A 23891-nucleotide genomic window follows, 5' to 3' on the forward strand; every position below is an offset into this window, starting at 1 on the left:
TAGCGCCGCCCCGGCCTCCGCGCGGCTCGTCGGCGCGGGCCACTAACCGCGGGCCGACTCCAGCGCATCGGCGTCCGACGGCACGGCATCCGAGGGGACGGCGTCCGAGACCACGACATCGGAGGGCACGGCATCGGAGGGCACGGAGTCCGGGAGCGGGGTGCGGGACCGGGCGGCGACGACGGCCGCTCCGAGCAGGACGAGTGCGACGAGGCACTGCGAGCTGCCGATCACCTCGCGCACCGCGGCCTCCACCCAGCCGGACGACGAGGATTGCAGCACGAAGTTGGGTCCGATCAGGAAGATGACGGTCGCGGCGCCGACCAGCGGCCGCCAGCTGCGGTATTGCGGGGCGATCAGGATCGGGACGAGCAGGATGCTGTACGCCCAGTGGTGGGTGACGGCGAACGGCGCGGCGAGCAGGGATGCCAGGGCGACGATCGACAGCGCGATCAGGTGCTCACCCGAGCGGGTGAACCGGTGGGCCGACCATGCGGCGGCGGACACGATGACGGCCGCGCTGAGGACCCACAGGATGCTCGCGAGCAGACCCTCCGCGCCGAGCCGGGCGATGACGCCGGTGACCGCCTGGTTGCGGAAGAAGTCGGGCGCGCCCGCGCGGCCGGTGGCGAAGAACTCGGTGGTCCAGAACCACACCGACGACTGGGGCAGCAGCCAGAAGCCGAGGGCGACGGTGACGAGGATCGTCGCAAGCGCCCGTCCGATCGAGCGGAAGTCGCGGCGGACGAGCAGGACCAGCAGAAACGCGGCGGGGGTGATCTTGACGGCCGCGGCGAGGCCGATCGCGATTCCACGGAACCGTTGCGGGATCACCCCGGCGCAGTCGGCGACCACGAGCGCCATGAGGATGATGTTGATCTGGCCGAAGTCGAAGTTCGAGCGCATTGGTTCGAGGAGCAGTACCGGCCCCATCGACAGCAGAGCGAGAAGTTCGGGCCGTGCGACGTCGAGTTTCGACAGCGCCACTTTGAGCATCCACCACACGAGCCCGAGGTTGAGGGCGCACCACAGCGCCTGCAGGACCGCGGGGTCGATCTCCGCCATCGGTGCGAAGAGGATCGCCGCGAAGGGCGCGTAGATGAATCTGAACCCGGAACTGCTCGGGAAGTCCGCGGAGTAGAGGGGCAGCCCGCTGAGGAAGGCGTGCCCGGCGTCGCGGAAGACGGAGAGATCCATCAGGTAGCCCGTCGCCGCATCGAACTCCCGGTAGGCCACCACCCCCAGGGAGACGATGCCCACGAGGAGCGCGACGGCGTGGAGACGATAAGCCCTGAACTTCGATTCACTCGGTAACAAGAATTTGTTCTTTCATGATCGGCGTCGTGGTCAACGATCCACCGTAGCTGGCCGTGACCCAATCGTGACAAAGGCGAGGTCGCGGCGTCCGAACCACGCACTTCGTCATAGTTTATTTCGACCGGTATATTCAGACCATGCCTGCTCGCGTTCTCGACAATCCCCTCGTGCTGCCGGTGCTCGGCCTTCTCCTCGAATCGCCGATGCACCCGTACCAGGTGGAGGTCACGCTGCGCGACCGCAGCGAGGCGGGTCAGTGGCCGCTCAATCGCGGTTCACTCAACAATGTGGTCGGGGCCCTCACGACGGCCGGGTGGATCGAGGAACACGAACGGGCGCAACGGGACGGGCGGCCGGCCCGCACCGTCTACGCCCTCACCGACACCGGGCGCGCGGAACTCGTGACGCGTCTGGACACCAAGATCCGCAGTGCCGCACGAGAGTTCTCACCGTTCTTCGCGGCGCTCAGCTATCTCGGCGCGCTGGGACGCGAGGGCGCCGTCGATGCGCTGACCGAACGCGCCGAACGGCTCACCGCGAGAATCGAATCCGATCAGGCGAGGCTCACGCGCGCACACGACGAGGGCGTGCCCCGCCTGTTCGTCGTCGAGGCGGACTATGCCCTGCATGCCGCGCGAAGCGAACTCGCGTGGATCGCGTCGACGATCTCCGACATCCACGCGGGCCACCTCACCTGGCCCGCCGCGCGGACGACGGCCGAGCAGCCGTGAACCTCCGGATCAGCCCGTCCCGAACGTTCCTTCGAGCCGGTTCCGCGACCCGGGGTGCACGAGCCGGGCGGCGCTGACGAGTCCTCTGGACGACCAGGTGCGGCGTCGGATCAGCAGGCACGGCTCGGAACGCTCGATGTGGAGGAGCCGGCATTCTTCGGGCGATCCGAGGATCGCTTCGACGACGTGCTCGCCCCTCGTCAGCGGAGCCTCCACGCTCAGATAGTGATTGGGCGTCTGCTGGGTGAAGTCCTGATTCAGATATCCCGGGGCCTCTGCGGGGTTGACGAACCGGTCTTCGAGCTGGATCGGGGTGTCGTCCTCGTAATGGACCATCAGCGAGTGGAACACCTTGCCGCGGATGGAGTCCCGGATGAAGGCGTTGGCCGGATCGGCGTCTTCCTCGCGGACGTACACCACCTCGGTCCGGTGGCGGTGGCCGCGCTGCTGGATCTCGTCCGCGATGTTCTTGACCTCGAACAGCGGCGACGCCGTCTTCGTGGCCGCCACGAACGTGCCCACCCCCATCAGCCGCACCACCAGACCGTCGGCGGTGAGCTCGCGGAGCGCGCGGTTGATGGTCATGCGGGACAGCCCCAGCGCGTTCACGAGCTGATTCTCGGAGGGCAGCTGGTCGCCTTCCTGCCAGCGCCCGGCGTTGATCTGCGACACGATCAGATGCTTGACGCGTTCGTACGCCGGGGCCGACTCCGCCCCCGGTCCGTTGTACAACGCAGCAAGCTCCGCGTCGACTACTGCGATCTCCACCACTGGTACCCATTCCTCCGCAACGCCGATGAACTTCCCGTGCAGTCGGCCGTTGCAGTCTATCGGCCGACTGCACGGGAAAGCCTTAATCGCGCGGTGCGCCCGGTGTCACCTCACCATGCTGCGCAGTTGCCGGGTCGCGACGGAGAGGGCGGCCAGGTCGTGCTCGCCCGACTCCGTGACGGCGTCGAGCGTGTGACGCGCCCGCGCCAGCCGGGCCGCATTGCGGTCCTCCCACTCCCCGATCTTCTGCTCGGCCGTGTCCACGGCTTCACCGCCCGCGATCACGTCGAGGCACAGTGCCCGGACCGTGTCGTACAGCTCGTCGCGCAACGACAACCGGGCCAGCGCGTTCCACCGGGTGCCCCGGCCCAGCTGCGACACACCGACGAGGAGGTGCACCAGCCCGAGGTACTCCCCGAGGCGGTAGTACACCTGCGCCACCTCGCGGGGATCGCGTGAGGTGATGTCGGCGATCTCGACGATGTCGAGGAGCGCGAACCGGTCGAGGAGGAGTTGCACCCGTCCGGCGAGGTCCGCGGGAACCCCGCGGGCCACCAGCGCGGCGGTGCGGCTCCGGAGGTTCTCCGCATCCTCACCGCACAGCCACCCCGCGACGTGTGGTGTCAGCTCGGCGAGACGGTCGCGGAATCGGCTGATCTCAGCCCCGACCGCGAGCGGCTGGGGCCTGCGGGTCAGCATCCACCGCGACGCGCGGTCGAGCAGCCGGCGGGTGAACAGGGTGAGTTCGTCGGCGAGGGCGGCGTCCAGCCCCGCCTCCCGGATGTCGTTCCCCAGGGACGGCAGATCGAACACAGTGGAGACCACCGCGAAGGCCCGCACGGCGTCGGCGCTGCTCGCACCCGCCTCCTCCCCCAGCCGGAAGGCGTAGGTGATGCCGCCGTTGTCGACGACGTCGTTGGTGAGGACCGTCGCGACGATCTCCCGGCGTAGCGGGTGTTCGCCGATGGCGTCGCCGAAGGTTTCCCTCAGCCTGCGTGGGAAGTACCCGGCGAGGGCGTCGGCGAACGCGGGGCTGTCGGGTAGGTCGCCGGACAGGAGGTCCGATTTCAGGGCCAGCTTGACGTGCGCCATCAGCGTCGCGAGTTCGGGCGAGGTGAGTCCCGTCCCGGCGCGTTCCCGGGCGGCGATCTCCTTCCGGGACGGCAGCACCTCGATGGCGCGGTCCAGCCCGTAGCGGCCTTCGAGGTGGCCGATGAGCCGACCATGCACCGTGATCGACGCGGCGGCGTCGGCGCGGCTCGTGCCCAGGACGTCGTTCTGGGCGACGTTGTCGGCGAGCACGAGTGCCGACACCTCGCCGGACATACCGGCGAGCACAGCGGCGCGGTCCTCCGCGGCGAGACGTCCGCCGCTGACGAGAGCGTCGAGCAGGACCTTGATGTTGACCTCGTGGTCGGAGCAGTCCACGCCGGCGGAGTTGTCGAGAGCGTCGGTGTTGATGCGTCCGCCGGCACGGGAGAATTCGATGCGCCCCAGCTGGGTGAAGCCGAGGTTGCCACCCTCCCCGACCACCCGGGCGCGCACGTCGGCGCCGTCGACGCGGACACCGTCGTTGCCCTTGTCCCCTACGTCCAGATGTGTTTCGGTGCCCGCCTTCACGTATGTGCCGATTCCGCCGTTCCACAGCAGGTCGACAGGCGCCCGCAGGATCGCGCGGACCAGGTCGGGTGGGGACAATTCGGTGGTCCCGGGGCTCAGTCCGAGCGCGCGCCGCGCCTCCTCGCTGATCGGCACGCTCTTTCTGGATCGTTCCCACACGCCGCCGCCCGTGCTGATCAGTTCGGGTGCGTAGTCCGCCCACGACGACCTCGGCAGCGCGAAGAGCCGTTCCCGCTCCGCGAACGACGTGGCGGCGTCGGGATTCGGATCGAGGAACACGTGCCGGTGATCGAACGCGGCAACGAGCCGGATGTGCTGGCTTGCGAGCATGCCGTTGCCGAACACGTCACCGCTCATGTCGCCGATCCCGACGGCCGTGAACTCCTGCGACTGCGTGTCGACGCCCATCTCCCGGAAATGCCGCTTCACGCTCTCCCATGCACCCTTGGCGGTGATACCGAGCGCCTTGTGGTCGTAGCCGACGGATCCGCCCGACGCGAACGCGTCGCCGAGCCAGAATCCGTATTGCGCGGCAACGTCGTTGGCGATGTCGGAGAACGTGGCGGTGCCCTTGTCCGCGGCGACGACCAGGTACGTGTCGTCGCCGTCGTGCCGCACCACCCGCGGTGCCGGAATCACGGCGCCGCTCGCGAGGTCCACGTTGTCGGTGACGTCGAGCAGTCCGCTGATGAAGCTGCGGTAGCAGCGAACACCCTCGGCGCGTTGGGCGTCCCGATCCCGCTGCGGGTCGCCGGTGGGGGCGGGTGGACGCGCGACGACGAATCCGCCCTTCGCGCCGACGGGCACGATCACCGAGTTCTTCACCGCCTGCGCCTTGACCAGGCCGAGCACTTCGGTGCGGAAGTCCTCCTTGCGGTCGGACCACCGCAAGCCTCCCCGCGCCACCGCGCCGAAACGCATGTGCACGCCCTCCACCCACGGCGAGTAGACGTAGATCTCGAAACGCGGCCGCGGCTGCGGCAGTTCCGGGATCTGCTGCGGATCGAACTTGAACGACAGGACGCCACGTTCACGGCCCCGGTTCGCGTAGCGGTTCGTGCGGAGCGTCGCCAGGACCACGGTCAGATAGGCCCGCAGGATGCGGTCGGCGTCGAGGCCGAGCACATCGCCGATCGCCGTTTCCAGAGCGGCGACCACGTCGCCGCAGTCCGCCGTGCCGTCCGGGTCGAATCGCGCGGCGAACAGCCGGATCAGTTCCTGCGAGATGGCGGGATGATCACCGAGGACGGTGGCGATGTGGTTCTGGCTGTACGGGAAGCCGCCCTGCCGGAGGTAGCGTCCGTAGGCCCGCAGCACCTCCACCTCACGCCAGTCCAGGCCCGCCCGGAGGACGAGTTCGTTGAAGCTGTCCGCCTCGGCCCGCGACTCCCATGCCGCGGCGAACGTCTCCGTGAAGCGTCGCGGCAGCCCGTCGTCCACCGGTCCCGGCGCCGCGTGGCGAATCCCGAATTCGTACATCCAGCAGTCTGTTCCGCGACTGTTCATCACGGTGTACGGGCGCTCGTCGAGCACGGCGACACCGAGGCTCTGCAGGATCGGAAGCACGTCGCCGAGGGAGGCGGGAGCGCCGCCGACGAAGAGCGTGAAACGCCAGTCGGCCTCGTTCGCCTCGAGCCGCGTATCGATTGCGCCGTCCCTCAGTCTCTCGAACACCGCCACATCCGCATGGGCGCGCGGGGTGTCGAAGTCGTGCTTGTACCCCTCCGGGAAGTGGTCCGCATAGTGCGCGAGGAGGTCGCGTGGGACCGCACCGGCCTGTCCGCGGAACCGGTCTTCCCACGTCCGGCAGGCTCGGGAAATCCGGCGCTGAACGTCCAGGCGGCGTGCGTCCGTCACCGCGGTGCCCGCCGGAACCCGCATCGTGAAGTGCACGACGGCCAGCGGGTACTCGGACACATTGGTGGTGTATTCGACGGCGGTGCCGCCCAATTCGTCCAGGAGCACGCGCTGGGCCGCCAGTCGGGTGCGGGTGTTGTACCGATCGCGGGGAATGAACACCAGCGCCGACATGCTGTCGCCGACGGCGTCCGTGCGCAGGAACAGGTGGATGTGCTCGCGGGCGGTGATGCCCGCGACCTCCGTCAGGGCCGAATGCAGCGAGTCCGGGCTCGCCGCGAACAGTTCGGTCAGCGGCAGCGCCTGCACGACCTGCAGCACGGCCTGCCCGGAGAAGGAGTCGACGTCGAAGCCGGCGCGGTCGAGGAGGGCCCGCACCCGGCGTCCCGCCCCGGGGATGTCGAGAACGTTCTCGTGTCGGCCCGCCGGGGTGAACGCGCCGACGAAGCGGTGCTCGACTCCGCCCGCCCGCACACCGATCACGGACGGATACGACGAACGATGCACGGACACCGGAAGCGCCGCCTGCCCGATTGCCAGGACGGGCCCGGATTCCGCGGCCTGCGGGCGATCATCGTCCCGGTCGTGGAGCACGCCCAGAGTTTCCCCGGGTGCGCCGTCGTTGCCGTATCGCGCGTATCCGAGGACGGTGAAGTTGCCGGCTTCGCACCAGCGCAGGAAGTCGGCGGCTTCCCGGAGTTCGTCGGACAGCGGGTCCTGCCCGGCCTGCGTGTCGAGGTGTTCGGAGACCTGGATCTGGAGTGCGCGCATGCGCGCCAGGTCCATGTCCACCCGGCGCACGTCGGCGAGGACAGTGTCCAGCGCCGCGACGAGTGCGGCGACGATGGTGTCGGTGGTGTCCGAACGCAGTCCGACGTGGATCCAGGACTCCGCCGTTCCCGGGTCGGCGGCGGGCAGCAGGTCGGTGAGCTGTCCCGACTCCGAGCGGCGGGCGACGAGCACCGGGTGTAGCGCCTCGTCGATCGGGGCACCGACCTTGGCGGCGGTCAGGAGCACCGATTCGACGAGCAGGGCCATGTCGTCGGTGACGATCTGCACGGCGGGCCCGATTCCGCTGGGGTCGTCGGCATCGATGCCCCGCACCACCGCGGTGCCGGGGATCCGGAGTCGCCCGGTGTCCAGATGGGTGTGCGCGATGCGCTCGCGCGCCTCGGGATCTCCGTCGTCGGCGGAGGGTCGACCGGCGGCGCGGAGGTAGAGGTCGAGGACGCGCCTGCGGGCGTCCTGATCGGAAAACAGCTGCTCATCGCCCTCGAGCGATTGTGAGGACGTCGAAATTACTCTCATGTCAGTACCTTCCGTCGGAAGCTTCGACACTCCCGACTGGTGCAGTGGCGGGCCGGCACGCCTCTCGGCTGGGTCCGGGGAGAACGCTTGACAGGGGGTTGTCTATACAGGACTATACATCTAAGGCGATAAAAAACGTGAGTCAGAGCACACTGGATTCAGGACATGGGACAGAGCACCCCGGGACCGACCCAGCTGCCGGACTCGTCACAGAGAGACATCAGGCCTATGACACACGAGGGACCTCCCGAGATCAGCCTCGCGCCGGAGCGTCGCACCATCGACGTCGTCCCGGACGACGAGCGCCACGGATCTCCGCGCAGCCAGTTCACGCTCTGGTTCGGCGCCAACATGCAGATCACTGCGATCGTCGACGGCGCCCTCGCGGTCGTCTTCGGCGCCGACGCACTGTGGGCCATCGTGGGCCTGCTGATCGGCAACCTCTTCGGCGGCGCCGTGATGGCGCTGCACTCCGCCCAGGGACCGCGCCTCGGTCTGCCACAAATGATTTCGAGCCGCGCGCAGTTCGGTGTTCTCGGTGCCGTCCTCCCGCTGGTCCTCGTCGTCCTGATGTACCTCGGGTTCGCCGCGACCGGCAGCGTCCTCGCCGGTCAGGCCGTCAACGAGATCCTCCACATCGACAACCCGACCGTCGGCATCCTGATCTTCGGTGCGATGACCGCGTTCGTCGCGGTAACGGGATACAAGTTGATCCACGTCGTCGGCAAGATCGCGACCGTGGTCGGCATCCTCGGCTTCACCTACCTCGCGATCCGGTTGTTCGCCGAATACGACGTGGCCGCGTTCGTCGGGATCAAGGGTTTCGACATCGTCACGTTCCTGCTGGCGATCTCGCTCGGGGCGGGCTGGCAGCTCACGTTCGGACCGTACGTCGCGGACTACTCCCGCTACCTGCCGCGCTCGACGAGCGAGCGGACCACGTTCTGGTCGACGTTCGCGGGCAGCGTGATCGGCTCGCAGTGGTCGATGACGTTCGGCGCGCTCGTCGCGGCCGTCGCGGGCGACGCGTTCCTCAGCGACCAGGTCGGCTTCATCGGCGGTCTCGCCGGACCCGCGGTGATCGCCCTGATGATCTACCTGGTGATCCTGGTCGGGAAGCTCACGATCAACTGCCTCAACGCGTACGGCGGATTCATGTCGATCCTCACCACGGTGACCGCCTTCAACGGACAGTCGCGCATCTCGTCGCGGGCCCGCACCCTGTACATCATCGGGTTCGTCGCCGTGTCGATGCTGATCGCGATCGGCGCCAGCGCCGACTTCCTCAACAACTTCAAGAACTTCGTCCTCGTGCTGCTGATGGTGTTCACCCCGTGGAGCGCCATCAACCTGATCGACTACTACCTCATCTCCAAGGAGCGCGTGGACATCCCGGCGTTGTACGACCCGGAGGGCCGCTACGGTCGCTGGAACAAGACGGCGATGAGCTGCTATGCCATCGGTGTCGTGGCGCAGATACCGTTCCTCGCGCAGAAGCTCTACACCGGGCCGGTCACGGAAATGCTGGGCGGCGCGGACATCTCGTGGATAGTCGGCATCGTCTTCACCGCCGCCCTCTACTACCCGCTCGCCCGGCGCAGCAGCAACCCGCCCGCATCGATGATCTATCCGACGAATACCGCCATGGCCGATTCGCGTCTGTGAAACACCCTGACCCCCAGACTCTTTCCCCTCTCACGTTCGACCATCAAGGAGTACACGACATGACCACCACGACGCCTCCGGTTTCCGGACCCCGCCACGTCTCGGCGCCCCGCGGCACCGAACTGACGACCCTCGGCTGGCAGCAAGAAGGCGCCCTGCGCATGCTGATGAACAACCTCGACCCCGAGGTCGCCGAGCACCCCGACTCCCTCGTCGTCTACGGCGGCACCGGCAAGGCCGCGCGCAGCTGGGAAGCGTTCGACGCGATGGTCCGCACACTGAAGACGCTGAAGTCGGACGAGACGATGCTGGTGCAGTCCGGCAAGCCCGTGGGTGTGTTCCGCACCAGCGAGTGGGCGCCCCGTGTGCTGCTCGCGAACTCGAACCTCGTCGGCGACTGGGCGAACTGGGAGGAGTTCCGCAAGCTCGACGCCCTCGGCCTGATCATGTACGGGCAGATGACGGCCGGATCGTGGATCTACATCGGCACGCAGGGCATCCTGCAGGGCACGTACGAGACGTTCGGTGCGGTCGCCCGGAAGCGCTTCGGCGGTTCGCTCGCCGGCACCATCACGCTGACGGCCGGACTCGGCGGCATGGGCGGCGCGCAGCCCCTCGCCGTGACGATGAACGACGGCGTCGCGATCTGCGTCGACTGTGACGTCACCCGCATCGACCGCCGCATCGCGCACAAGTACCTCGACACCAAGGCCACCGACGTCCAGGACGCCCTGCGGCTGGCGATCGAGGCACGCGACGCGAAGCGCCCGCTGTCGATCGGCCTGGAGGGCAACGCCGCGGAGATCTTCCCCGAACTGCTCGCCATGAACGCCCCCATCGACATCGTCACCGACCAGACGTCGGCGCACGACCCGCTGTCGTACCTGCCGCTCGGCATCGATTTCGCCGACATGAAGGCGATGGCCGACAAGGATCCGGCGAAGTTCACCGAGGACTCCCGCGCGTCGATGGCCCGCCACGTCGCCGCGATGGTCGGCTTCCTGGACAAGGGCGCCGAGGTGTTCGACTACGGCAACTCCATCCGCGACGAGGCCCGCAAGGCCGGCTACTACCGCGCGTTCGACTTCCCCGGATTCGTCCCCGCCTACATCCGCCCGCTGTTCGAGGAGGGCCTCGGCCCGTTCCGCTGGGCCGCGCTGTCGGGCGACCCGAAGGACATCGAGGCAACCGACAAGGCGATCCTCGAACTGTTCCCCGAGAACGAGCACCTGAAGCGCTGGATCACGATGGCAGGCGAGAAGGTGGCGTTCGAGGGCCTGCCCGCGCGGATCTGCTGGCTCGGCTACGGCGAACGGCACAAGGCCGGCCTGAAGTTCAACGAGATGGTGGCGTCCGGTGAGTTGTCCGCACCCGTCGCCATCGGCCGCGACCACCTCGACTCCGGATCGGTCGCGTCCCCGTACCGCGAGACCGAGTCGATGCTCGACGGCTCCGACGCGATCGCCGACTGGCCGCTGCTCAATGCACTCGTCAACACCGCGTCGGGGGCGTCGTGGGTGTCCATCCACCAGGGCGGCGGCGTCGGCATGGGACGTTCCATCCACGCCGGTCAGGTGTGCATCGCGGACGGCACCGACCTGGCGGCCGAGAAGCTCGAGCGGGTCCTGACCAACGATCCCGGCATGGGTGTCATCCGGCACGTCGACGCCGGCTACGACCACGCCGCCGACGTCGCCCGCGAGCGCGGCGTCCGCGTGCCGATGTCCGAAGGATGACCGCAGGCCCGCGCGACCGTATTTTCGAACCACTGGAAGGAACAGCAGTGACGGCGAACACCTCCCGCTCCACAGTGCTGACCGGCATCAGCACCCTGGTGACCAACGACCCGACAGTGGGGGAAGGTCCGCTCGGGCTGCTCCGCGACGCCGCCGTCGTCTTCGACGGCGGCGTGGTGGCCTGGGTCGGCAGCGCAGGCTCCGCGCCGGCGGCGGACATCGGGCACGACCTCGACGGCAGGGCGGTGCTGCCCGGCTTCGTCGAGAGCCATTCGCATCTCGTGTTCGGCGGGGAGCGCGCGGAAGAATTCGCGGCGCGGATGGCCGGGCAGCCGTACGCGGCGGGTGGCATCCGCAACACGATCGAGGCCACCCGCAACGCCACCGACGAACAGCTGCAGTCGAATACACGGCGGTTGCTCGACGAGTCCCTGCGGTCGGGCAGCACCACCGTGGAATGCAAGACCGGGTACGGGCAGACGGTCGAGCACGAACTGCGCAGCACGCGGATCGCAGCGTCCCTCACCGACGAGGTGACGCTGCTCGCCGCGCACGTGCCACCGCCGGAGTACGCGGGCCGCGCCGACGACTACGTCGCCATGGTGTGCGCGGAGATGATCGATGCCTGTGCCCCTCAGGCCAAGTGGATCGACGTGTTCTGTGAGACCGGCGCGTTCGACCGCGACCAGGCGCACGCCGTGCTCACTGCCGGGATGGCGAAGGGGCTGATCCCCCGGGTTCACGGCAATCAGCTCCGCGAGGGTCCCGGAGTGCAACTCGCCGTCGAACTGGGGGCCGCGTCCGTCGACCACGTCTGCTACACGACGCAGGCCGACATCGACGCACTGGCACAGAGTTCGACCGTCGCCACCTTGCTGCCGGGTGCCGACTTCTCCACCCGGAACAAGTACCCGGACGCCCGGGCACTGCTCGACGCGGGTGTCACGGTGGCGCTGGGTGCCGACTGCAACCCCGGCACCAGCTACACCACCAGCCTGCCGTTCTGCATCGCGATCGCCGTGCGCGACATGCACATGACCCCGGACGAGGCGATCTGGGCGGCGACGGCGGGCGGCGCCCGCGCGTTGCAGCGTGACGACATCGGGGTCCTGCGTCCCGGCGCGCGGGCCGACGCCCTCGCCCTCGCCGCGCCGTCGTACCTACACCTGGCCTACCGGCCCGGCGTCCCCCTGGTCAGCGATGTGTGGCGCGGCGGCGAACTCGCCTGGTCCGCGCGCACCATCCACGAGAAGGAAAGGGCACTGCGATGATGGAGAACCTGTTGATCCCCCCACCTCCCTGGACCGGCAGGGTGGACGGCACGTCGAGCCACCACCTGCGCTGGCACCAGTCGGTGACCCCACTTCGCGACAATTCCGAACCCGGCGCGTGCGTGTTCGTCGGCTTCGCGTGCGACGAGGGCGTGGAGCGGAACAAGGGACGCCGCGGGGCGGCCCGCGGCCCGGACGCGTTGCGGGGCGCGCTGTCGTCGATGGCGCTCGCCGAGCCGCTCCGCGCCTACGACGCCGGCACCGTCGCGGTCACCGACAACCGTCTGGAGACGGGGCAGATGGCGCTCGGCGGCGTGGTGGCCGCGGCACTCGACGCCGGCCAGTTCCCCGTGGTCCTCGGCGGCGGCCACGAGGTGGCCTACGGGACGTACCTCGGTCTGGCGCAGGCATCGGTCCGGACCCCGACCCGGCGGATCGGGATCCTGAACCTGGACGCCCACTTCGACCTGCGGTCCGATCCGGTCCCGAGTTCGGGCACCCCGTTCCGGCAGATTCTCGAACAGGAGCACGCGGCGGGCACCTCGCTCCAGTACTCGGTGCTGGGCATCAGCCAGCCGAGCAATACCACCGCACTGTTCGACACCGCGCGCGGGTACGACGTCCGGTATCTCCTGGACGACGAGTGCTCGGTCTCCGACCGGCACCGGGTGGCGGTGTTCGTCAGCGATTTCCTCTCCGACGTCGATCTCGTCTATCTCACCATCGACCTCGACGTCCTCCCCGCCGCCGTGGCACCGGGGGTGAGCGCTCCCGCCGCGTACGGTGTGCCTGCGGAGACGATCCAATTCGTGTGCGACGCCGTCGCCGCCAGCGGCAAGCTCGCCGTCTGCGATGTGGCCGAACTCAATCCGTCGTTCGACGTCGACAACCGCACCGCGCGCACCGCCGCGCGGTTGCTCCATCGGATCGTCACGAAGCGGGTCCCGATCGTGCGCTGAGGTCGCCCGGGACCGTCCGCTCACCCCTCGCGCAGCACGGCGCGCAGACGGGTGGCGAACGAGGCCGGGTCCTCGGCGAAACCGATGTGGCCGCCGGGGAACATGGTGGGTTCGATGCCGAGTTCCGCGGCGAGCGCCCGCGCGGTGCGGTCGCAGAGCTGCCCGGCGGACGCCTCGCCGAGGCCGACCAGAACGCGGGTCGGCACCGAGCGCAGGACGGCGACGTCCGGGCGCCAGCGGGGGGTCGGACGCAGCATGTGCGCGTGCTGGAAGTGCTCGTCCGCCTCCGTCTGCGCATCGCGCTCGCCCGCGAACATCTGCTGGAACACCGGCTCGGGCAGGTCGATGTTCGCCAGCGCCAGAAACTTCCGCCACGCCCCCACGACATCCCCGGCAAGGTGTGCGTCGATGATCTCGTCGGTCTTCACCCGTAGTTCCTCGCGGTCGTCCAGCAGTTCGTCCAGCGGCGGCTCGTGCGCCACCAGGGTGTGCACCAGCTCGGGGTGCGCCTGCACCAGCGCGAGCGCACTGACGGCGCCGCCGCTGGAGCCGAAGACGACGGCCGGTCCCGCGTCGAGGTGCGTCAGGATCCGGGCCAGGTCGTCGCCGCGCATCTCGGGGGTGGAATCCTGGTCGCGGTCGTCGACCGGGCTGCGGTGAATGCCCCGCGGGTCCGTCGTCACCACGGTGTGATCGGCCGAGAGCAGATCGGCCGCCTGCGCGAAGGAATCGGCGTCCATCGGGGCGCCCACCAGCACCACGACCGGGCCTGCGCCCCTGACCTCGTAGTACAGACTCGCTCCGGGGACCTGCAGGGTTCCGGGCTCGGCGGTGGCGGTCGGTGTCGGGGTCATACGAGTCCTCCTCGGGGTGATGCGGGTCGAAGGTAGGACCGCCGCGGGCACGCAGAATCATCGGTTGTGGGGGAAATTTGTGCCACAGAGCGGGCACGGCGACCGGAATCGGCAGGAATCGTGGGCGTTGCACTGGAAGCGCGCGCGTCAGGATGACAGGATGATACCCACGCGAACGGTATCTCGATGTGAGGTGCCGGGCGGCAACTGCAGGGAGTGAACGGTATGGCGCAGGGTGTTGTGAAGTGGTTCAACAGCGAGAAGGGCTTCGGGTTCATAGCGCCGGACGACGGCAGCGCGGACGTGTTCGTTCATTACTCCGAGATCTCGGGCAGCGGCTACAAGTCGCTGGAGGAGAACCAGCGGGTGGAGTTCGAGGTCGGACAGGGCCAGAAGGGCCCCCAGGCCCAGAACGTCCGGGCCGTCTGACAGCCCCGATGACACTGTGACGACGAGGTCGCACCCGCGCGGTGCGGCCTCGTCGTCGTAGTAGGCCCCGGGACAGCTATCTCGAGAGGCCGAAACTTCCCACCTGGTTGCCGCCCACGTACACGGCCCCGGTGTAGGTCCCGTCTGCGTTGGGGGCAATCCTGTCGGACAGGAACCCCAGACCCGATGGGGTGTAGTCGATGACGGTGTTTCCGTTCCCGTCCTGCGAAGTGGTGCCCGCGAGTCCGGTCACACCGAACGCGAAGTTGTTGACGACCGTCCCGCCCTGGAACGTCTTGCCCTTCCAGATCAACTCACCCGCAGGCGCGGTGGTCGTTCCCTGATAGGTGCCGGACGGGACGGCTGCGGGTTCCGCCGCGCCCGACCCCGCGCCGACGAGAACGGCGCCGATCAGTGTTCCCGCGGTGACGATCCCTTGCGTGATCGCGCGCATGATGCCTCCCTCTGCAGTGTCGACGGCCCGGCCGTGCCGTCCACGGACCGGTCTGTCGTCGTGTACCCGCTCTCGCGCCCTGGACACCGGCACCCTGGACAAATTCGGCGCTTTCCTCCATAGTCGATATGCCACTAAGTGGCATTGCTATTTCACTAAATGGCATTTTCGATCTTTCCGACAGGAGTTCACGTGTCCGATCAGCTGCTCGATGCCGCCGAGTTCCGTTCCACCGTGCGTGCGTTCGCCAACCGCGAGATCCACCCCGGCGCCGCGTTCCGCGACGAGACGCGGGAGTTTCCGGCGGACCTGGTGAAGCGACTGGGCGAACAGGACCTCATGGGAATCTCGGTACCCGAGGAATTCGGCGGCCTGGGTCTGTCCACCAAGACGCAGCTGATCGCGATCGAGGAGGTGGCCCGCACCGACGCCGCCCTCGCGTCGATCTACACCGCCCACTACCTGGGGCTCGAGCCGATTCTGGTCGGCGGAACCGAGGAGCAGAAGCGGCGGTGGCTGCCCCGGCTCGCGTCCGGCGAACTGCTCGCCGGGTTCGCCCTCACCGAACCGGACGCCGGTTCCGACATCGCCTCCATGCGCACCACCGCGCGGCGCGAGGACGACGGGTGGCACGTGTCCGGTTCGAAGACGTACATCTCCAACGCCAAGGAGGCCGATGTGGTGGTCCTCTTCGCCAAGACCGACCCGTCCGCGGGCTTCCGCGGCATCACCGCGTTCGTCCTCCCCCAGGGCACACCCGGCGTGAGCTACTCCGAGCCGCAGGACAAACTCGGCATCCGATCGGCACCCACCTACACCGTGTACCTCGACGACGTGGTGCTCCCCCACGACGCCGTGGTGGGAATCGAGGGGCGCGGCGGCAACATCGCGCTCACCGCCCTCAACCGGGCCCGCATCGACGTGGCCGCGATGGCCAACGGAATCGCCCTGCGCGCTTGGGAACTGGGCCGCTCCTACGCGGCCGAACGCAAGCAGTTCGGCCACCCCATCGCCGAATTCCAGGCGATCCAACTGCTGCTCGGCGCGTGCGACGCGCAACTCGTCGCCTCCCGCGTCACCGCGGACTGGGTGGCCGACGTGAAGGATGCCGGGGCCGACCTGCGCCGCGCCGCCTCCGTGTCGAAATACGTGGCGACGGAGGCCTGCTTCTCGATCGTCGACCAGACCGTGCAGATTCACGGCGGCGCCGGCTTCATGCGCGAGTCCGAGATCGAACGCCTCTACCGCGACTGCCGGATCCTGCGGATCTTCGAGGGCACCTCGCAGATCCAGCTGCTCACCATCGCGTCCAACGCGCCCTCCCCGCGCTCCACCGATTACTGAGAAGGACCCACCGCCATGCCTACCCTGCCTCCCCTCGACGGCATCCGCGTCGTCGACCTCTCCCGTGTCCTGGCCGGACCGTACTGCACGGCGCTGCTCGCGGACGCCGGCGCCGACGTCGTCAAGATCGAGCCCGTCGCCGGCGAGGACTCGCGACACCTCGGACCGTTCCGCGACGGCGAAAGCATCTACTTCAACGTGCTCAACCGCGGAAAGCGCTCGCTGGCACTGAATCTCAAGGACACTGCGGATCGTCAGGTGCTGCTCGATCTCCTCGACACGGCGGACGTCCTCGTCGAGAACTTCCGGCCCGGTGTGACCGCCCGGCTCGGCATCGACTACGACACCGTGCACGCCCGTAACCCGCGCCTCGTCTACGCGTCGATCTCGGGTTTCGGGCAGGACGGGCCGCTCGCCGGCTCGGCCGCCTACGACCTCGTGGTCCAGGCGATGTCCGGCATCATGAGCATCACCGGCTCCCCCGAATCCGGGCCGACCCGGCTCGGCGAATCGTTCGGCGACCTCGTCGCGGGACTCTTCGCCGCCTGGGGCATCAGCTCCGCACTGGTCGGAACCCGCGAATCGGGGGTGGGACAGCACCTCGACGTCGCCATGTTCGACAGCATGCTGGCCATGCTCCCCACCGCACACAGCCAGCTGCAGGCAACGGGCGTCGCACCGGCGGGAGTGGGCAATCGCCATCCCGTCTCTACCCCGTTCGACACGTACCGGGCGTCGGACGGGTTGTTCGTCCTCGCCGTCGCGAGCCACGCCGGGTTCGAGAAGCTGGCGCACACCATGGACCGTGCAGACCTGCTCGGTGACAATCGTTTCGCCGACGACACCTCCCGCACCGATCACGAACCCGCCCTGCGCACGGAGATCGAGATCTGGGCGAAGGACAAGACCGTCGCCGAGGTGGTCGCGGCCCTCGGTGCGGCCGGACTGGCAAGCTCCGAGATCTGGGACGTGGAACAGGCGTTGTCGTCCGAGCAGAGCAGGCATCGACGGCTCGTCGAGTCGTTCGATCATCCGGTCGCGGGAACCATCGACTACGTCCGGCAGCCGGTTGTGTTCGGCGACAGCGCGCGTCCCGGCGTCCGCCGCAGCCCGCTCCTCGACGAACACCGGCAACCCCTGCTGTCAGAAATCGGATCACGGTAGATTCACGCCGACACCCGCGACCGTCAGGAGACGCACCATGGCCCCCGGAGATGTGACCCGCAGCGCGAGCCGCACCTTCGAACTGCTCGGCGCGATCACCGAGCAGGGTGGGCTGACGCTCGGCGACGCAGCCAAGGCCGCCGGCCTCGCCACGAGCACGGCGCTGCGCCTGATCCGCAGCATGGAGCAGAGCGAGTTCCTCGTCCGCGGCGACGACAACGTCTACCGGGCCGGACCGCGACTTCTCCAGATCGGCGCCCGGGCGATCAGCGACAACCAGTTGCTGTCCCGGGCCCGGCCGGCGATGGTCGCGATCGCGGAGGAGACCCGCGAATCGACGTACCTGTCGACGCACGGCCCCAAGGGCACGGCCCTGTATCTCGCGCAGATCGAGGGCACCCACGCGATTCGGCACATGGGCTGGGTGGGTCAGACGGTGCCGCTGGTGGGCACGGCCGTCGGCGCCGCGCTGCGGGGCGATCTGCAGAGCGAGGGGTACGCGATCGCGCACGACACCATCGAGGACCACTCGACGGGTGTGGCGGCCCCCATCTATGACGCGGTGGGGCGGATCGTGGGCGCCCTCAGCGTCGTCGGGCCGACGTTCCGCCTGGACGACGCCCTCTGCGCGCAGCACGGCTCGGTCCTCGCCGCGCGGTGCCGCGCGCTGTCCGCGGAACTGGGGTCCCCCACCCCGTGAGTGGTCAGGTGTCCACGCTGGTCCGGACGAATTCCCGGAACGTGAGGACCATCGGTTCGCGGGCCCGGCCGCGCCGGTAGATCAGCGAGAACGGCGCCTGATAGCCGAACGACGCGGGCAGGATCGGACGGAGCCGGTTCCGGGCGACCCAGTACTCCGCGTAGTGCTCGGGCAGGTATCCGATGTAGGCGCCGGAGAGGACGAGGATGAGCTGCGCCTCCATGTTCTCCACCGTCGCCGAGGGCTGGGGAAAGCCCTGACGGGCGAGTTCCTGCTCGGACCAGTAGCCGCGCGTCACCATCCGCTGTTGCGTGATGACTTCGGGTGGCACCCGCTTCCGGCCGAACAGCGGATGCTTGTCGCTGCAGTACAGCCAGTGCTGTTCCCGGTGCAGCGCCTGCGAGACGAGTCCGTTCATCGGGGAGGCGAACGCGCCGACCGCGACGTCGATGCGGTCGTCGAGCACGCCGACCTGCAGTTCGTGCGGGGTCTGAATTTTCAGGTCGAGGTAGACGGCGGGATGGTCTTTGCTGAAGACACCGATGACGTCGGCGAGCGGGAGGGTGGCGTCGGTGACGGTGGAATCGAGCACCCCGATGGTGAGGGTGCCCCTGAGCTCGCCCTGCAGCGCGGCGCCGTAGCGTTCGAAGCCCTCGAGTTCTCCGAGGATGCGCAGGCATTCCTTGTGGTAGAGCTCGCCCTTGCTGGTGAGGCTGAACCCGCCGCGGCCGCGGTGGCACAGCACGATGCCGAGGTGGCGTTCGAGCTGGCTCATGTAGGTGCTGATCGCCGAGGCCGACAGGCCGAGCTCCTGCTGCGCGGGCGCGAACCCCTGGTGGCGGACGACGGACGCAAAGATCTGGAGCAGTTTCAGATCGGGCAGCGAGCTGCGCATCGCACTCCTCGAAGGCGTCGAAAACAGGGTGTGAGCCGGCTCGCACCGTTACTTCACGATTTCCTGAAGTGATTATTTGTATCAAGTGATTTATTTCACGTCAATGTTCTTCTACGGTCTAGGGCAACGGTCTGACGAGACCGGCACCGACCGATCCGCTAGGACACGTGAAGGACGCACCATGGACATCACCATCATCCTGATCTACCTGGGCGCGATGCTCGCGTTCGGCTGGTGGGGCAAACGGCGGGCGAGCAACTCCAGCGAATACCTCGTCGCCGGCCGGCGCCTCGGCGGATTCTTCTACACGAGCACCATGGCTGCCGTTGTCATCGGCGGCGCCTCCACCGTCGGCGGGGTCGGCCTCGGCTACAAGTACGGCATCTCCGGGATGTGGCTGGTCGTGTCGATCGCCGCGGGTGTGCTGCTGCTCAGCCTGCTCTTCGCCGCCCGGATTCAGCGCCTGAAGGTCTACACCGTCTCCGGCATGCTCAAACTCCGCTACGGCATCGACGCCACCGGCGCGTCCGGCCTCGTGATGATGGCGTACACCCTCATGCTCACCGTCACCTCGACGATCGCCTACGCCACCATCTTCAACGTGCTGTTCGGCTTCGACCGGACGCTGTCGGTCGTCCTCGGCGGGCTCATCGTCGTCGCCTACTCCGCGATGGGCGGCATGTGGTCGATCACGCTCACCGACGTCGTCCAGTTCGTCATCAAGACCATCGGCGTCTTCGTTCTGCTCCTCCCGTTCACATGGAGCAAGGCCGGCGGCTATGCCGGCATCAAGGAACGCGTGGGCGAGCAGGCACTCGGGCTGGGCACCATCGGCACCGGCACCATCATCACGTTCTTCGTCGTCTACACCCTCGGCATCCTCATCGGCCAGGACATCTGGCAGCGGGTGTTCACCGCGAAGTCGCCGCAGGTCGCCCGCTGGGGTGGCGTCACCGCCGGTGTCTACTGTCTGCTGTACGGCGTCGCGGGCGCACTGATCGGGCTGGCCGCGTCGGCCCTCATGCCCGACATCGGTTCGTCCGACGACGTATACGCCGACGTCGCCGTCCACGTCCTGCCCGTCGGGCTCAGCGGCATCGTTCTCGCCGCCGCCGTCGCGGCGATGATGTCGACGGCGTCCGGCGCGCTGATCGCCACCGCCACGGTCGCCCGGCAGGACGTCCTTCCGCTGATCGCCCAGATCTTCGGCCGAACCCGGCCCGAACTCGACACGTCCGACCCGGAAGCCGACGTGCGCGGCAACCGCCTCTACGTGATCGTGATCGGTCTCGTCAGCATCGTCATCGCCGTACTCATCAACGACATCGTGTCCGCGCTGACCATCGCCTACGACATCCTGGTCGGCGGACTCTTAGTCCCCATCCTGGGCGGACTGGTCTGGAAGCGCGCCACCGGAACGGCCGCCATGGCCGCGATGGCGGTGGGCACCGTGGCCACTCTCGCCACGATGGTCGTCGTCGGCGACGTCATGGCCAACGAACCGGTGTACGTCGGACTCGTCAGCGCACTGGTGGTGTTCGTCGCGACCAGCCTGTTCACCGCACCCACCCCGGCGAACGTCATGTCGGTGTGGAACGCGCGGGTCTCGGGAAAGGCCGAGGACGAGGAAGAGCCGGAGCGCGCCCCGGCGCCGATAGCCTGAAGGGCGACAACACCTGAGGACGAATGCGCTCGAGCGGGAGGAATGATCGTGCCGAAGATCGTCGACCACGACGAACGGAGACTGGTGCTCGCGGACGCGGTTCTCGCGCTGATCGCCAGGGAGGGGATCTCCGCCGTCACCACGCGCGCGGTGGCGGAGGAGAGCGGATGGTCGACCGGAGTGTTGAACCACTACTTCCGGTCTCGGCACGAACTGCTCCTCGCGGCGCTGCGCCGGGCGGGCGACCTCCAGGGCCGGCTGTACCGGGAGATCCTCGACGAGGAGGGCACCGGCCCGATCGAGAAGCTGCGGAACATCACCGCCAGCATCCTCCCTCTCGACGAACGCCGACTCGCCATGACCCGCGTCTTCCTGTTCTTCTACGCGGAGGGGGCGGCCGAGGAAACCGCGCGCGGTGAGATCGCGGCCTTTCTCGCCCGCTGGCGGGGTGTCGTGCACGAGGCGGTCGTCGACGCGCAGCGGGACGGCACCGTCTCCGCCGACCTCGACGCGGACGCCGTCACCCTCGCACTGGTGGCACTGACGGACGGGCTGGCATTGCAGGCCATCCTGGATCCCGTTGTCATGGAAGCGATCAGCACCGAGGACGCCGCCGCTCGCTGCGTCGAAGCCGCCGTGCGGCGGTCCACCGAAGAAGCGGGAGCGATGGGCACATGACCGACCGTGTCATCGTCCTCGACGACTTCATCCCCATCCGAGATCTGTCCGATTCGCTTGCCACCGAAGGCATCTCCGTCGAGGTGGTGCACCAGTCCGAGATCCCGTCCGGTCCCGGCGTCGTCGCTCTGCTCGTCGGACCGGAGATCGCCGGTCTCGCACCCCACCACCTGTCGGATCTGCCGGACCTGCGCCTGCTGTCGGCGACGTCCGCCGGATACGACCACCTGCCGGTGTCGGCGGCCCACGAGCGCGGCCTGTGGGTGACACGAGCGGTGGACTACTGCACCGAGGAGGTCGCGGACCACGCGCTCGCGCTCACCCTCGGACTGCTCCGATCCACCCACGTGCTCGACCGGTCGGTGCACGCGGGCGAGTGGGACGTCACCGCCGCGCCACCGCGGCGCATCGCGGGAACCGTGCTGGGCCTCTACGGTTTCGGCCGGATCGCCGACGCGTTCGCACGGCGCGCCCGAGCCCTGGAGATGACGGTCCTCGTCAGCGGCCGCGGGCTCGGCGACCGTGCCGAGGAACTGGCGGCCGAGGGCATCGAGGTGGTCGGCTTCGAGGATCTGCTGCGCCGCTCGGACGTCCTCAGCCTGCACGTACCCCTCACGTCCGAGACGCGGGGACTGATCGACGAGCGTGCACTGTCCGCGATGACACGCGGCGCGTATCTGGTGAACGTCTCCCGCGGCGGCCTCGTCGACCACGACGCCCTGGCGACCGCACTGCGCACGGGACAGCTGGCCGGGGCGGCCGTCGACGTGCTGCCGAACGAACCACCCGCACAAGACGATCCGGCTCTTCAGATCCCGAATCTCGTGATCACCCCGCACGCCGGGTGGTATTCGCCGCAGGTCGCGCAGCGGCTGGCGCGGCAGTCGGCGCACAATGTCGCGGCAGTCCTGAGGGGCGCATCCCCGGTGGGAGTCGTTGCCGCACCGGGGATGTGATCAGCCCTCTCAGTCCTTGTAGTCGGGGGCGGTCCGATCGAGCAGTCGCAGCAGCGCCGCCCACGCCATCTCGTAGGCCTGATCGTCGGTGTAGTCGTCCGTGGCCGCCTCACCGGCGAACTGCCGCGCGGTGTGCTCGGCGATCTCGGACGAGGGCACCCGTAGTTCACCCGACGCCTGGGCGGCGATCTGGATGTCGCAGGCCTTCTCCAGGTAGAACATTCGAAGAAACGCCTCGGCCGCAGTTTCGCCGACGGTGAGCAGTCCGTGATTGCGCAGGATCATCGCGGGGTGGTTCCCGAGATCCTCGACCAGACGCTCTCGCTCGGCCGAATTCAGCGCGATGCCCTCGTAGTCGTGGTAGCCGACCCGGCTGTAGAACTCCATCGAGATCTGATTCAACGGCAGCAGGCCGCGCTCCTGGGCGGCGACCGCGCACCCGGCCTTCGTGTGGGTGTGCAGAACGCACTGCGCATCGGCGCGGGCCTCGTGAATCGCTCCGTGAATCACGAATCCCGCAGGATTGACACGGTATTCGGAGGGTTCGACGAGTTCGCCGTCGAGCCCGATCTTCACCAGGTTGGAGGCGGTGATCTCCTCGAAGAGCAGGCCGTACGGGTTGATCAGGAAATGATGCTCGGGCCCGGGAAGGCGAACCGAGACGTGCGTGAAGATCAGGTCGGTCATCTTGAAATGCGCCAGCAGGCGGTACACCGCCGCGAGTTCACGACGCAGTTCCGCCTCGGTCTTCACCGGCTCCGCACAGTCCTGCGACGTAACGGTGGGTGCACTCATGCGGGATCTCCTTGTTCACGGAACGGATTTCGCGCTAAATATATCAACTGGTTTATTTAAGCACCAGTCTCCGACACCGCGGTGGCGGCAAGATCAGTCGAGCCGGCCACCCAGCATGCCCCGCAGCGAGCGCAGACAGAGTTCACGTAACTCACTCTCCGCAACAGCGGGGTGGTCGAGCCAGTCCATGCAGACGGCGCGGACGAAGGCGATCCATCCGCGCACCGCGATGCCGACGAGTTCGCGTTCGCTGTCGGGCGGATCGAGTGCGTCGACGATGCGCCGCTGCTGGGCGTCGAGTTCCCGCTCCACGATGGCCCGGATATCGGCGTCGGCCGAGAGCGCTCCGTGGTTGATGGCCCGCACTCCGTGCCGGTGTCCGGCGACGTGCTCGAAGTACGCATCGAGGCCGGCCGCGACCTGTTCCTCGACGGGGAGGGTGGAGTCGGGGGCCGTCACCTCGAGCAGTCGTTCGGATTCGCGTTCGACGATCGCGGCGAAGAAGTCCCGTTTCGTCGGGAAGTAGTGGTACATCAAACCGCGCGACACCTCGGCGAGTTCCGCAACCTCTTCGATCCAGACGTCCTCGTAGGGGCGGTCCGCGAACAGCCGCGCGCCGATGTCCAGCAACTGCGCCCGGCGCTGTTCCGGGGCGAGTCGACGGCGGGCGCTGGTCATGCCAGCCACCGTACTGCTTGACACCGGTTCAGTAAGGCGTACCTTG

At 68.3% G+C, this 23891-nt stretch carries 20 protein-coding genes; 12 read left to right on the forward strand and 8 right to left on the reverse strand.

All coding sequences use genetic code 11. The features are described 5' to 3' along the window. Positions 1-42: 42 nt before the first annotated feature. Positions 43-1317 (reverse strand): glycosyltransferase family 87 protein, encoded by a 1275-nt coding sequence (locus tag H0B43_RS11875; protein ID WP_185727708.1) that lies wholly within the window; start codon positions 1315-1317, stop codon positions 43-45. Between the two features lie 137 nt (positions 1318-1454). On the opposite strand from H0B43_RS11875, the gene H0B43_RS11880 reads away from it, so the two are divergent. Continuing rightward, a complete protein-coding gene (locus H0B43_RS11880) occupies positions 1455-2048 on the forward strand; it encodes a PadR family transcriptional regulator (RefSeq protein WP_185727707.1) in 594 nt (197 codons plus the stop codon). Positions 2049-2057: 9 nt separating this feature from the next. On the opposite strand, the gene hutC is transcribed toward H0B43_RS11880, so the two are convergent. Together hutC and H0B43_RS11890 are read right to left on the reverse strand one after the other, a co-directional pair. Next, complete coding sequence (gene hutC / locus H0B43_RS11885; protein ID WP_185727706.1) at positions 2058-2819, reverse strand: histidine utilization repressor; 762 nt, start codon at positions 2817-2819, stop codon at positions 2058-2060. Between the two features lie 105 nt (positions 2820-2924). Next, positions 2925-7604, reverse strand: coding sequence for an NAD-glutamate dehydrogenase (locus H0B43_RS11890; RefSeq protein WP_185727705.1), 4680 nt, complete (start codon positions 7602-7604; stop codon positions 2925-2927). A gap of 228 nt (positions 7605-7832) precedes the next feature. On the opposite strand from H0B43_RS11890, the gene H0B43_RS11895 reads away from it, so the two are divergent. Genes H0B43_RS11895 through hutG form a run of 4 tightly spaced genes read left to right on the forward strand, consistent with a single transcriptional unit; the run spans position 7833 to position 13235 of the window. Further along, a complete protein-coding gene (locus H0B43_RS11895; RefSeq protein ID WP_185727704.1) occupies positions 7833-9269 on the forward strand; it encodes a cytosine permease in 1437 nt (478 codons plus the stop codon). A 59-nt stretch (positions 9270-9328) separates the two neighbouring features. Further along, on the forward strand, positions 9329-11005 hold the full coding sequence (hutU, locus tag H0B43_RS11900) for a urocanate hydratase (RefSeq protein ID WP_185727703.1): 1677 nt from the start codon (positions 9329-9331) through the stop codon (positions 11003-11005). 47 nt (positions 11006-11052) lie between these two features. Next, entirely contained in the window at positions 11053-12276 is a 1224-nt protein-coding gene (gene hutI / locus H0B43_RS11905; RefSeq protein ID WP_185727702.1) for an imidazolonepropionase, read from the forward strand. Beyond that, on the forward strand, positions 12273-13235 hold the full coding sequence (gene hutG, locus H0B43_RS11910) for a formimidoylglutamase (RefSeq protein WP_185727701.1): 963 nt from the start codon (positions 12273-12275) through the stop codon (positions 13233-13235). The genes hutI and hutG overlap by 4 nt, the downstream gene beginning before the upstream one ends. A 20-nt stretch (positions 13236-13255) precedes the next feature. Here the strand turns inward: hutG and H0B43_RS11915 are convergent, their stop codons facing one another. After that, on the reverse strand, positions 13256-14089 hold the full coding sequence (locus tag H0B43_RS11915) for an alpha/beta fold hydrolase (protein ID WP_185727700.1): 834 nt from the start codon (positions 14087-14089) through the stop codon (positions 13256-13258). A gap of 225 nt (positions 14090-14314) precedes the next feature. Between H0B43_RS11915 and H0B43_RS11920 the strand changes: the two genes are divergently transcribed. Continuing rightward, the gene (locus tag H0B43_RS11920; protein WP_005244612.1) at positions 14315-14518 is read left to right on the forward strand and encodes a cold-shock protein; all 204 of its coding nucleotides are present in this window, start codon (positions 14315-14317) and stop codon (positions 14516-14518) included. A gap of 76 nt (positions 14519-14594) precedes the next feature. On the opposite strand, the gene H0B43_RS11925 is transcribed toward H0B43_RS11920, so the two are convergent. Further along, complete coding sequence (locus H0B43_RS11925) at positions 14595-14972, reverse strand: hypothetical protein (protein ID WP_185727699.1); 378 nt, start codon at positions 14970-14972, stop codon at positions 14595-14597. Positions 14973-15164: 192 nt separating this feature from the next. Between H0B43_RS11925 and H0B43_RS11930 the strand changes: the two genes are divergently transcribed. Genes H0B43_RS11930 through H0B43_RS11940 form a run of 3 tightly spaced genes read left to right on the forward strand, consistent with a single transcriptional unit; the run spans position 15165 to position 18180 of the window. Next, complete coding sequence (locus H0B43_RS11930; RefSeq protein WP_185727698.1) at positions 15165-16316, forward strand: acyl-CoA dehydrogenase family protein; 1152 nt, start codon at positions 15165-15167, stop codon at positions 16314-16316. A gap of 15 nt (positions 16317-16331) precedes the next feature. Continuing rightward, positions 16332-17480: a CaiB/BaiF CoA-transferase family protein gene (locus H0B43_RS11935; protein ID WP_185727697.1), complete on the forward strand. Its 1149-nt coding sequence runs from the start codon at positions 16332-16334 to the stop codon at positions 17478-17480. Between the two features lie 37 nt (positions 17481-17517). Next, the gene (locus tag H0B43_RS11940; RefSeq protein WP_185727696.1) at positions 17518-18180 is read left to right on the forward strand and encodes an IclR family transcriptional regulator; all 663 of its coding nucleotides are present in this window, start codon (positions 17518-17520) and stop codon (positions 18178-18180) included. 4 nt (positions 18181-18184) lie between these two features. On the opposite strand, the gene H0B43_RS11945 is transcribed toward H0B43_RS11940, so the two are convergent. After that, positions 18185-19075 carry a LysR family transcriptional regulator gene (locus H0B43_RS11945; protein WP_185727695.1) on the reverse strand — a complete coding sequence of 297 codons (891 nt, stop codon included), beginning with the start codon at positions 19073-19075 and terminating at the stop codon, positions 18185-18187. A gap of 181 nt (positions 19076-19256) precedes the next feature. Between H0B43_RS11945 and H0B43_RS11950 the strand changes: the two genes are divergently transcribed. The 3 genes from H0B43_RS11950 to H0B43_RS11960 are packed head-to-tail and all read left to right on the forward strand — an operon-like array spanning position 19257 to position 22372. Further along, positions 19257-20738, forward strand: coding sequence for a sodium:solute symporter (locus H0B43_RS11950; protein WP_185727694.1), 1482 nt, complete (start codon positions 19257-19259; stop codon positions 20736-20738). Positions 20739-20780: 42 nt separating this feature from the next. Next, positions 20781-21416 (forward strand): TetR/AcrR family transcriptional regulator, encoded by a 636-nt coding sequence (locus H0B43_RS11955; RefSeq protein ID WP_185727693.1) that lies wholly within the window; start codon positions 20781-20783, stop codon positions 21414-21416. Next, entirely contained in the window at positions 21413-22372 is a 960-nt protein-coding gene (locus H0B43_RS11960; RefSeq protein ID WP_185727692.1) for an NAD(P)-dependent oxidoreductase, read from the forward strand. Before H0B43_RS11955 ends, H0B43_RS11960 begins: the two co-directional genes overlap by 4 nt. Before the next feature lie 9 nt (positions 22373-22381). On the opposite strand, the gene H0B43_RS11965 is transcribed toward H0B43_RS11960, so the two are convergent. Together H0B43_RS11965 and H0B43_RS11970 are read right to left on the reverse strand one after the other, a co-directional pair. Beyond that, a complete protein-coding gene (locus tag H0B43_RS11965) occupies positions 22382-23167 on the reverse strand; it encodes a class II aldolase/adducin family protein (RefSeq protein WP_185727691.1) in 786 nt (261 codons plus the stop codon). Between the two features lie 93 nt (positions 23168-23260). Continuing rightward, the gene (locus tag H0B43_RS11970; RefSeq protein WP_185727690.1) at positions 23261-23845 is read right to left on the reverse strand and encodes a TetR/AcrR family transcriptional regulator; all 585 of its coding nucleotides are present in this window, start codon (positions 23843-23845) and stop codon (positions 23261-23263) included. Positions 23846-23891 lie beyond the last annotated feature (46 nt).

The sequence above is a fragment of the Rhodococcus sp. 4CII genome, from assembly GCF_014256275.1.
GTDB classification, from domain to species: Bacteria; Actinomycetota; Actinomycetes; order Mycobacteriales; family Mycobacteriaceae; genus Rhodococcus_F; species Rhodococcus_F wratislaviensis_A.